The 9,585-nt window shown below is 68.3% G+C and carries 11 protein-coding genes and 1 pseudogene; 10 read left to right on the top strand and 2 right to left on the bottom strand.

Features of this window, described 5'->3' with window-relative positions; translation table 11 throughout:
* Both BU124_RS13910 and BU124_RS13905 read left to right on the top strand, forming a co-directional pair.
* A pseudogene (locus tag BU124_RS13910) lies at positions 1 to 203 on the top strand (hypothetical protein); the annotation flags it as partial.
* Entirely contained in the window at positions 151 to 2,142 is a 1,992-nt protein-coding gene (locus BU124_RS13905) for a phage terminase large subunit family protein (RefSeq protein WP_084864173.1), read from the top strand. The pseudogene BU124_RS13910 and the gene BU124_RS13905, both read left to right, overlap by 53 nt.
* Before the next feature lie 5 nt (positions 2,143 to 2,147).
* On the opposite strand, the gene BU124_RS13900 is transcribed toward BU124_RS13905, so the two are convergent.
* Complete coding sequence (locus tag BU124_RS13900; RefSeq protein ID WP_084864172.1) at positions 2,148 to 2,630, bottom strand: hypothetical protein; 483 nt, start codon at positions 2,628 to 2,630, stop codon at positions 2,148 to 2,150.
* Positions 2,631 to 2,721: 91 nt separating this feature from the next.
* On the opposite strand from BU124_RS13900, the gene BU124_RS13895 reads away from it, so the two are divergent.
* From BU124_RS13895 to BU124_RS13865, 7 genes are read left to right on the top strand one after another with little or no spacing between them, the layout of a single operon-like run.
* A complete protein-coding gene (locus tag BU124_RS13895) occupies positions 2,722 to 2,937 on the top strand; it encodes a phage head-tail joining protein (protein ID WP_084864171.1) in 216 nt (71 codons plus the stop codon).
* Positions 2,938 to 2,940: 3 nt separating this feature from the next.
* Positions 2,941 to 4,464: a phage portal protein gene (locus BU124_RS13890; RefSeq protein WP_143530013.1), complete on the top strand. Its 1,524-nt coding sequence runs from the start codon at positions 2,941 to 2,943 to the stop codon at positions 4,462 to 4,464.
* A 4-nt stretch (positions 4,465 to 4,468) separates the two neighbouring features.
* Positions 4,469 to 5,449 (top strand): head maturation protease, ClpP-related, encoded by a 981-nt coding sequence (locus tag BU124_RS13885; RefSeq protein WP_179141939.1) that lies wholly within the window; start codon positions 4,469 to 4,471, stop codon positions 5,447 to 5,449.
* 4 nt (positions 5,450 to 5,453) lie between these two features.
* Positions 5,454 to 5,819: a head decoration protein gene (locus BU124_RS13880; protein ID WP_084864169.1), complete on the top strand. Its 366-nt coding sequence runs from the start codon at positions 5,454 to 5,456 to the stop codon at positions 5,817 to 5,819.
* Positions 5,820 to 5,859: 40 nt separating this feature from the next.
* On the top strand, positions 5,860 to 6,873 hold the full coding sequence (locus BU124_RS13875) for a major capsid protein (RefSeq protein WP_084864168.1): 1,014 nt from the start codon (positions 5,860 to 5,862) through the stop codon (positions 6,871 to 6,873).
* Positions 6,873 to 7,184: a head-tail joining protein gene (locus tag BU124_RS13870; protein ID WP_084864167.1), complete on the top strand. Its 312-nt coding sequence runs from the start codon at positions 6,873 to 6,875 to the stop codon at positions 7,182 to 7,184. The genes BU124_RS13875 and BU124_RS13870 overlap by 1 nt, the downstream gene beginning before the upstream one ends.
* The gene (locus BU124_RS13865; RefSeq protein ID WP_084864166.1) at positions 7,181 to 7,813 is read left to right on the top strand and encodes a DUF6441 family protein; all 633 of its coding nucleotides are present in this window, start codon (positions 7,181 to 7,183) and stop codon (positions 7,811 to 7,813) included. Before BU124_RS13870 ends, BU124_RS13865 begins: the two co-directional genes overlap by 4 nt.
* A gap of 41 nt (positions 7,814 to 7,854) precedes the next feature.
* On the opposite strand, the gene BU124_RS13860 is transcribed toward BU124_RS13865, so the two are convergent.
* Positions 7,855 to 8,748, bottom strand: a complete 894-nt coding sequence (locus tag BU124_RS13860; RefSeq protein ID WP_084864165.1) for a GIY-YIG nuclease family protein — start codon at positions 8,746 to 8,748, stop codon at positions 7,855 to 7,857.
* Positions 8,749 to 8,947: 199 nt separating this feature from the next.
* Here BU124_RS13860 and BU124_RS13855 point away from each other — a divergent pair, with 199 nt between their 5' ends.
* Positions 8,948 to 9,367 (top strand): acyl-CoA transferase, encoded by a 420-nt coding sequence (locus BU124_RS13855; protein WP_084864164.1) that lies wholly within the window; start codon positions 8,948 to 8,950, stop codon positions 9,365 to 9,367.
* Positions 9,368 to 9,585 lie beyond the last annotated feature (218 nt).

Raw genomic sequence — 9,585 nt, 5'->3', positions numbered from 1 at the left:
GGCTCGCGCGGCAGGAGCGCGATGTCTGGGTCAACTGGCCCGCACGGGTGGCCGCGCTGATGGCGGCCGATCTCTCGGCCTCATGCAGCGAAGCGTTAGGCCAGGAAGTCGTCGTGGAGCCGGCCGCGATGCAGAAGGCTCTGGAAAAGCATGTCCGATCCCAGCTCGACGACCTCGCCGAGTTCCAGCCCGATCTCCGCTGAGGACGCGGACGCGCTGGCCTTCGACGGGGCGCAGGATGTTCTGCGGGCGTGGCTCGCGGGGCTGCGGCCGGATCCGGACCTGACGGTGTCGGAATGGGCCGACCGGCACCGCAAGCTGTCGTCGCGCGCCTCGGCCGAGCCCGGGCAGTATCGCACGCAGCGCACGCCCGACATGGTCGAGATCATGGACCGGCTCTCACCCGGCGATCCGACCCAGCGGGTCGTGTTCATGAAGGCCGCGCAGGTGGGCGCGACCGAGGCCGGCAACAACTGGATCGGGTTCGCGATCCACCAGGCGCCGGGGCCGATGCTGGCGGTCCAGCCGACGGTGGAACTGGCCAAGCGCAACTCGCGCCAGCGGATCGACCCGCTGATCGAGGAGAGCCCGGAGCTCAGGGAGCGGATCAAGCCCGCGCGCTCGCGCGATTCGGGCAACACGATGCTGTCCAAGGAGTTCGCGGGCGGCATCCTGATCATGACCGGCGCGAACTCTGCGGTGGGACTGCGCTCGACCCCGGCGCGCTACATCTTCCTCGACGAGGTCGACGCCTATCCGGCCTCGGCCGACGAGGAAGGCGACCCGGTCACACTGGCCGAGGCGCGGTCGCTGACCTTCGCCCACCGGCGCAAGGTTTTTCTGGTCTCGACCCCGACGATCCGGGGGCTGTCCCGCATCGAACGGGAGTTCGAGACGTCCGACCAGCGGCGGTTCTTCGTGCCGTGCCCGCATTGCGGCGCGACGCAGTGGCTGCGCTTCGAGCGGCTGCGCTGGGAGAAGGGGAGGCCGGAGACGGCGGAGTATCACTGCGAGGGCTGCGAGGCGGCCATCGCCGAGCACCACAAGACGGCGATGCTGGAAGCGGGCGAATGGCGTGCGACGGCCGAGCCGGCGGATCCCGGCACCGTCGGCTATCACCTCTCGGCGCTCTATTCGCCGGTGGGCTGGCTGGGCTGGGATCGGATCGCGCGCGCCTGGGAGGCGGCCCGAGGCTCCGACGAGGCCATCAAGGCGTTCCGCAACACGATCCTCGGCGAGACATGGGTCGAGACCGGCGAGGCGCCGGACTGGCAGCGGCTGGCGGACCGCCGCGAGTCGTGGAAACCGGGCACCGTGCCCGCTGGCGGTCTGTTCCTGACCGCCGGTGCCGACGTGCAGAAGGATCGGATCGAGGTCGACGTCTGGGCCTGGGGCCGCGGGCTGGAAAGTTGGCTCGTCGATCACGTCGTCATCGAGGGCGGGCCCGGTGATCCCGCCTGTTGGCAGCAGCTCACCGACCTGCTGGGGCGCACATGGGCGCATGCCTCCGGCGAGCACCTGTCCATCGCGCGGCTCGCGATCGACACCGGGTTCGAGACCAGCGCTGTCTATGGCTGGGCGCGGCAGGTGGGCTTCGCACAGGTCGCTCCCGTGAAGGGGCTCGACGGGTTCAACCGCGCGAGCCCGGTGACCGGGCCGACCTATGTCGACGCGACCGTCGCCGGCAAGCGCCTGCGGCGCGGCGCGCGGCTGTGGTCCGTGGCCACCGCGACCTTCAAGGCGGAGACCTACCGCTTCCTGCGGCAGGATCGGCCGACCGCGGAGGAGGTCACGGCCGGTGCACCGTTTCCACCGGGAACGGTGCATCTTCCGACATGGGCTGACGGAGAATGGCTCAAGCAGCTGACCGCCGAGCAGCTGGTCACGGTCAAGGGCAAGCGCGGTTTCGCGAAGCTCGAATGGCAGAAGCTGCGCGAGCGGAACGAGGCGCTGGACTGCCGGGTCTACGCCCGCGCCGCCGCCTGGATCGCCGGCGCCGACCGATGGACGGAGGCGCGCTGGCAGGACCTAGAGCGGCAACTGGCGGTGGAGACGACTGGGGTGGACAGCGAGGCGCCGGCCCGGCCCGCGCCCCGCCTGGCGCCGCGGCGGCTGACACGGCGGTCGAGCTACATGGGGTAGCCTGGTTAGAGCCCCTCGACGGCGCGCAACCGCTCGGACGCGTCGATGACGCCGATCACGTTCCAGATTGCATCGCGCAGCAGGAACTTGTGGCTGTTCGTGTGCGCGATGAACTTCGAGTGGTCGCGCACGATCCGGGCCGGAATCAGGGCGGCCCGCAGGGTCCTGAAATCGTCGTCGAAGAGGACGGCGGCCAGGATGTCGAACCCGTCCGGATCGCGGATCGCGGACAGTTGCCGCGAACCGTTGCGCCGGTGAATGCGGCGTCCCTTGATCTGATACCGGGTCCCGTCTGCGCCCGTGGCGTCGAAGGCCTTGGCGGAGTTGTTCTCCTGGTCCCAGCCGAAGGCGGCGCAGAACAGGTATTCGGCAAGATCGCCGGTGGGATTGTTCGCCGAACGAAGAACGTTTCTCGCTCGCAGCTCCTCCATGGTCGCGGCGTGGAGGGAGAGGAGTTCGGCGATCGATCTGCTGGCGAGAGAGTCCATGCCATCCTTATGGCCGAGCCGCGCCGTAACCGCCACCGGCGCGTGGTGAGTGCGGCGTCACTTGGCCCGCATCAGCAGCGTGAGGTGATCCATGACCGCTGTGACGGAACTCCGCGCCCGCCGCGACGCGCTCTCGGCGCAGCCGTCCTCGGGCGTGGCGCGGGTCAGCTATGACGGCAAGACCGTGGAGTATCGCAGCGTTGCGGAGATCGACCGGGCGCTCGAGGCGCTGGATCGCGAGATCGCCGCGGCCGAAGGGCGACGGATCGTGCGGCAGCTGCGCGTGACGACGACGAAGGGGCTGTGACCGATGGGGCTGTTCGACCGGTTTCGCCGCTCCGCCCGGAGCGGACCCGCCGGCGTGCGCGCGCGCCTCGAGGGCGCGATGTCCCGGCGCCGGCTGCGCGGCTGGAACCCGCCGCTGGAGAATGTCAATGCGCTGGTCGCCTCGGGCGGTCCGAAGCTGCTGGCGCGGGCGCGCGAACTGGTCGTGACAAACGGCTATGCCGCCAACGCCTGCGAGGCATTCGCCGCCAACCTCGTGGGCGACGGGATCAAGCCCTCGTCGCTGATCGACGACGCAGAGCAGCGCGACCGGGTCCAGCGGCTCTGGCTGGCCTGGACCGACGAGGCCGATGCCGACGGGCTGACCGACTTCTACGGGCTGCAGGCCATGGTCGCACGGGAGATGTTCGTCGCCGGCGAGTGCTTCGTGCGGCTGCGGCCGCGCCGGGCCGAGGACGGGTTGCTGGTGCCGCTGCAGCTGCAGCTTCTCCAGTCCGAGATGCTGCCCTTCGAGAAGACCGAGACGGCAGCGAACGGCAACCGCATCCGCTGCGGGATCGAGTTCGATCGGCTAGGCCGACGGGTCGCCTATCACTTCCGCCGCACCCATCCCGGCGACAGCACGGATCGGCGCGTGGCCGTGCCCGAGACCGTGCGCGTGCCGGCCGGGGACGTGCTGCATGTCTACCGTCCGCTCGATGCTGGGCAGATCCGGGGCCTGCCGCATGTGGCCCCCGCCATGGTGCGGCTGTTCCTGCTCGACCAGTACGACGACGCCGAACTCGACCGGAAGAAGACCGCGGCGATGTTCGCGGGCTTCATCACCAAGACGGCGCCGGAAGAGCCCATGATGGGCACGGAGGAGCCCGATCCCGACGGCGCTGCAATCGCCAGCCTCGAGCCCGGCACGCTGCAGGTGCTGCTGCCCGGCGAGGACGTGAAGTTCTCGAGCCCCGCGGATGTCGGCAGCAGCTACGAGGCGTTCCAGTACCGGACGCTGCTCGGCGTCTCGGCCTCGCTGGGGCTGCCCTATCACCTGGTGACCGGCGATGTCCGCCAGGCCAACTATTCGAGCCTGCGCGCGGAGCTCGTGGAGTTCCGCCGCCGCGTGCAGCAGCTCCAGCACGGGGTGATCGCGCATCAGCTCTGCCGCCCGGTCTGGGCACGCTGGATGGAGACGGCGCGGCTTGCCGGCCGGCTGGATCTGCCCGACCCGGCGGCCGCGCGCATGGTGCAGTGGATCCCGCCCCGCTGGGACTGGGTCGATCCGCTGAAGGATATCCAGGCGCAGGTGCTGGCGATGGAGGCCGGCATCACCTCGCGGCGCAAGGTGGTCGAGGCCACCGGCTACGATGTCGAGGAAGTGGATCGCGAGAACGCGACCGACACGGCGCGCGCCGCGGAGCTGGGCCTCAGCTACCGCACCAGCCCGGGCGAGACACAAGGAGCCCGCGCGACCCCGGCGACGCGGCCCGATCCGGGCGCAGGGGCGGATGGCGAGAGCCACGACGATGCGGCGGCAGCGGGCCGCGCGACCGAACAGGAGTGACATCATGAAAAGCTGGTACACGATCCGCGCCCGCGACGGCGGCGCGGAGGTGCTGATCTATGACGAGATCGGCGCCTATGGCGTCTCGGCCAAGGGGTTCCTGGCCGAGCTTGGCGCGCTGTCCGATGACGCGGCGATCGACCTGCGCCTCAACAGCCCCGGCGGGTCGGTCTTCGACGCCGTCGCCATCCACAACGCACTTGGCCGCCACAGCGGCACGGTCACCGTCTGGATCGACGGGATTGCGGCTTCGGCGGCGAGCTACATCGCCATGGCGGGCGATGCGATCGTCATGCCGGAAAACGCCTTCCTGATGATCCACGACCCCTCCGGCCTCGTCATGGGCACGGCGGAGGACATGCGCGAGATGGCCGGAACGCTCGACAAGATCGCGGGCGGCATGGTGCGTGGCTACGCGGGCCGCTCCGGCAAGCCGGAGGACGAGATCGCGGCGCTGATGGCGGCGGAGACCTGGTTCTCGGCCGCCGAGGCGCTGGACGCGGGGCTCGCGACGCAGCTGGCCGAGCCCGTGCACATCGCCGCCAGCTTCGACATCGCGCGCTTCCGGAACGCGCCGCCCGAGTTGGTCGAAGCGGTCGAAGCTTCTGAGCCGGAGGACGACGCGATGGTTCCGGACATCGTTGAAGACGCCAACGATGTCGCGACGCCGCCCGATCCCGAGGCGCATGATCCGGACCATTCGGAGACAGATGCCGGCAAGGGCCCGGACCCCGCGGCCATCCGCGCCGAGGCCATCGCGCACGCCCGGGCCGTTGTCGATCTCTGCCGTCTCGCGGGCCAGCCGCAGATGGCCGGGCGCTTCCTCGAGCAGGACGCCAGCCTCGACGCGGTCCGCGCCGCGCTACTGGACGCGAAGGCCGAGGCCGCGCCCGAGATCACGCCCCATCACCCGCAACCCGGCCGCAGCGCCGCGACCCGCCCCTGGGGCGACGTCATCGCCCGCACCTTCAAGCTGAAAGGATGATCCCATGACCACGCTGACAGAAGGCACGCATCCCGGCGGCTTCCTCGTCTGGGAAGCCCACCGCGACTACACCCGCGAGACGATCACCGTCGCGAGCGGTACGCTCACTCCCGGCACCGTGCTGGGCCAGATCAACGCCTCGGGCAAATACGCCGCGCACGATCCCAATGCCACCGACGGCACCGAGACCGCTGTCGCGGTGCTCTGGGGCAAGGCCGATGCGTCCGGTGGCGACGCCCCGGCCGTCGCCGTCGTCCGCGGCCCGGCCATCGTCAACCGGCACGATCTCGTCTTTGCCGGCACGCCGAGCGATCCCGAGATGGCCGCGGCTCACACGGCGCTCCTCGCCGCGGGCATCCTCGTCCGCTGACCGCGCATCCCCACACCATCCCTGACCCGGAGGCATCCAAATGGCCACCATGGACATCTTCGAAGGCGATGCCTTCACCATCGTCGAACTCACCCGCGCGCTCGAGAACATCCCCTACAAGCCCGCGATCCTGTCGGGCGCGAACCTCTTCGGCGCGCGCGGCGTGCGCGCGCGCACCGTGATGATCGAGAGCCGCGACGGCACCCTGTCGCTGATCCCGTTCTCCGAGCGGGGCTCGGCCTACGAGAGCCAGATCCCCGAACGCCGCGAGATGCGTGCCTTCGTCTGCCGCCAGTTCAAGAAGCAGGACGTGCTCTGGGCCTCGGAAATCCAGTCCATCCGCGACTTCGGCTCGGAGACCGCAGTGCAGCAGGTCCAGGCCGAGGTCGCGCGCAAGCTCGGTCGTCTGCGCAACGACGCCGAGGCCACCTTCGAGTTCCACCTCTTCAACGGCATCCAGGGCGTGGTGAAGGACCCGAAGGACGGCGCCACCGTGATCGACTACCACGCCGAGTTCGGTATCACGCCCGCGGCGGAGGTCGACTTCGATCTGGATAATACCTCCCCCGCCTCGGGCGCGCTGCGCAAGCGCTGCCAGGCGCTGATCGAGAGCGTCGAGGACAGCCTAGGTGGGCTCGCCGCCGGCCAGGTGCAGATCCGCGCCGAATGCGGCTCGGCCTTCTTCGCCGATCTGGTCGCCCACAAGGAGGTGCGCGAGACCTACCTCAACACCGCCGCCGCCGCCGATCTGCGCGGGCGCGTGGGCGAGGAGGTCAGCTTCGGCGGCATCACCTTCCGCCGCTACCGGGGTGGCCTCGGCTTCGGCGTGCCCACCGACAAGGCCTACTTCTACCCCGAGGGCGTCGAGGGGCTGTTCGAGATCTACTACGCCCCCGCCGACACCTTCGAGACGGTCAACACCGTCGGCCTGCCGCTCTACGCCCGCATGATCCCGGACCGCGACCGCGACGAATGGGTGCGGCTCGAGATCGAGAGCAACCCGCTGCCGATCTGCACCCGCCCGCAGGTGCTGCGCTCGGCGCGGCGGACCTGATGACCGCTGTTGCCATGGCGCTCGACGCGCTCTTCGCCGATGACAATATCGCCCGCGAGGCCGTCTACACGCCCGAGGGCGGTGCCCCTGTCCTCGTGCGCGTTGTTACCCGCCGCGCGGACGAGACCACCGGCTTCGGCGACGCGCACCTCTGGTCGGAGACCACGCGCATCGACCTCCGCGTGGCCGAAATTGCGAACCCCCGGCCCGGCGACCGCGTCGAAATCGACGGCGAGGCCTTCCTCATCCAGGGCGAGCCCGTCCGCGACCACGAGCGGCTCGTCTGGACCGTGAATCTGCGGCCGGCATGAAGCTGAAGCTCGACGTAACACCGGACCTCGCCGCGCTCATGGCTGCGGAGATCAAGGCAGGCGAGCGTGCGGTGACCACGGCGATGCGCGAGGCCGGCGGGCAGCTCAAGGCCGACTGGCGCCGCCAGATCACCGGTGCGGGGCTGGGCCAGCGGCTCGCCAGAAGCATCCGCGCGGAGACATGGCCCAAGGGCACCACCAGCATCGGCGCGGCGTCGCTGGTCTGGTCGAAGGCGCCCGCCATCGTCGGTGCCCACGACACCGGCCCGCTGATCCGTTCGAAAACCGGCTTCTGGCTCGCGATCCCGACGCCAGCCGCCGGGCGTGGCCTGCGCGGCGGCAAGATCACCCCCGGCCAATGGGAGCGTCGCCGGGGCCTGCGCCTGCGTTTCGTCTATCGCCGCCGCGGCCCGAGCCTGCTCGTCGCCGACCGGGCCCGCATCAACAAACGCGGCCAGGCGGTGGTGTCCCGCGCGAAGACCGGCCGTAACCAGGTCACCGCGCCGATCTTCCTGCTCGTCCCGCAGGTCAAGCTGCCGAAGCGATTGGATCTCGACCGGGACGCCGAGCGGGCGCATGACAGCGTGCCGGGGCTGATCGTGGCGAACTGGGTGGAGAGATGGGTTTGAATACTGCGGCCAACGTCCTCGCGCCGTTGATTACGTTGTAGTCAGCGGCGCAACGTCGCGAGTTTCGTAAGAACGACCATGGGATCCAAATCGACATATACCTCATTATTATTCGGCTCTCTGCGATACTTCGCGAAGGCTTCGCCGAGGTATTTTTCGATCTCGATGGCATCTTGGACCGTGCCGATTGGCTGATCCGTGTGGAGCACCCATTGCGGTTCAGTGGACAAACGGAACTTATTGAACTCGTCAACACGCCTCTTCGCGTCCTGCGAATGCCCAATCTTCAGGATGCGCCCGCCTTTGCCAAGGGTGGCAACGTAGAGGCTGTTGGTGGCTTCGACTTTGGGATCGACGGTATAGCCATTCAGTGCGAACGGGTGCTTTTGGCTTGACTGCTGCGTACGGCTTGTAGTCCCAGCGTTGGGGGCTTCTTTGTTCGACTCGATGGTCTCGCCCTCGTCAAGCCGATCGGGCAAGCTTTTGAGCCCTTTTTGTGTGAGAATGATCTGCTCGAATTCTTCGAACTCGCTATCTGTCATGAGGTAAAGATCGGGTCCTCGACTGCGCTGAAGCTGGCCAAATACTTTAGAGCCACTCTGGAGTCTTTCAAAATCTGATAGCTTTATGGGGTTCTCTATGGACCTTGTGCGGCCGACACGGATTTCGACGCTCCCCGACGACGTTTCAACATCCAGAACTTGCGCAACAGCGCAGATGCCTGGTCCAAATTTGTCCGTGCAAATCCACAGTTCATCGCCATTATCGATCTGTGGAATACCTCGTCTTCTCACCTGTCGGGAGTCGGTTCCAATTAACGAATCAGGAATGCTTCTTGGACCAGACTTCTCAAGTACGAGTACGTTCCCCTCCCAGCTACCAGGAGATCCGTTTGGGAGATCGACGGAATTGAATTTACCGATGTAACGCCGCATCGCCAGTGGCTTGCCCTACACTTAACCGAGCTTGTTCATGTTGTGGCGCCCCCTGTTGCCGAGACACTCGTGCGAATCGCCATATTAACCAAGATAGCACACGTCGCCGCTTAAATATGAGCGAGGAATAGCAGAAGTACTGCCGTACCACCAAGCCGTTAGCGCGGGGGTTTCCTGCATCGCTACGAGGCCGACAAACATGCCCACCTCACGCGAAACCATCCTCACCGCCATGCACGCCCGGCTCTCGGCGCTGCCCGCCACCGCGCTTCGCGGCGAGGTGCTGCCCGAGCGCGTCCCGACCGAGGGGCTGCTGATCCTGCGCGACGGCGAGCCGGGAGAGCCGGAGGTCACGCTGTCACCGCTTGCGTACCACTTCCAGCACCATGCCGAGATCGAGGCGGTCGTCCAGGGTGCGGACCGTGACACCGCCTTCGACACGCTGACCGCCAGCATCGGCATGGCGCTCGCCGCCGACCGCACACTGGGCGGGCTCTGCGACTGGGTTGAGGCAGAGGCGCCGCGGCCGGTCGATCTGGCCGTAGAGGGCGCGGCAAGCCTGAAGGCGGCGACCATCGCGGTGGTGCTGCATTACACGACGGACGACCCGCTGAGCTGAGCGCGGCGGAGACCACATACGGACGACCTCCGGCACCCGGCCATTGACCCAAGGCCCGCGGACCCGCTCCGCGGGCCGCTTCTTTTTGCGATAGGAGACCACCATGGCACGATCCCTTGGGGCGCGGGCGCGGCTGGCGCTCGGCTTCGAGACCACCTACGGCACGCCGCCGGCCAGCGGTTTCATCCGCATACCGTTCGCGCCGGGGCTGACCGTGG

It is taken from the genome of Salibaculum halophilum (assembly GCF_002094885.1).
GTDB lineage: Bacteria > Pseudomonadota > Alphaproteobacteria > Rhodobacterales > Rhodobacteraceae > Salibaculum > Salibaculum halophilum.
Note: the sequence above shows the minus strand (reverse complement) of the source record. Positions and strands in the feature narration are given on the sequence as shown.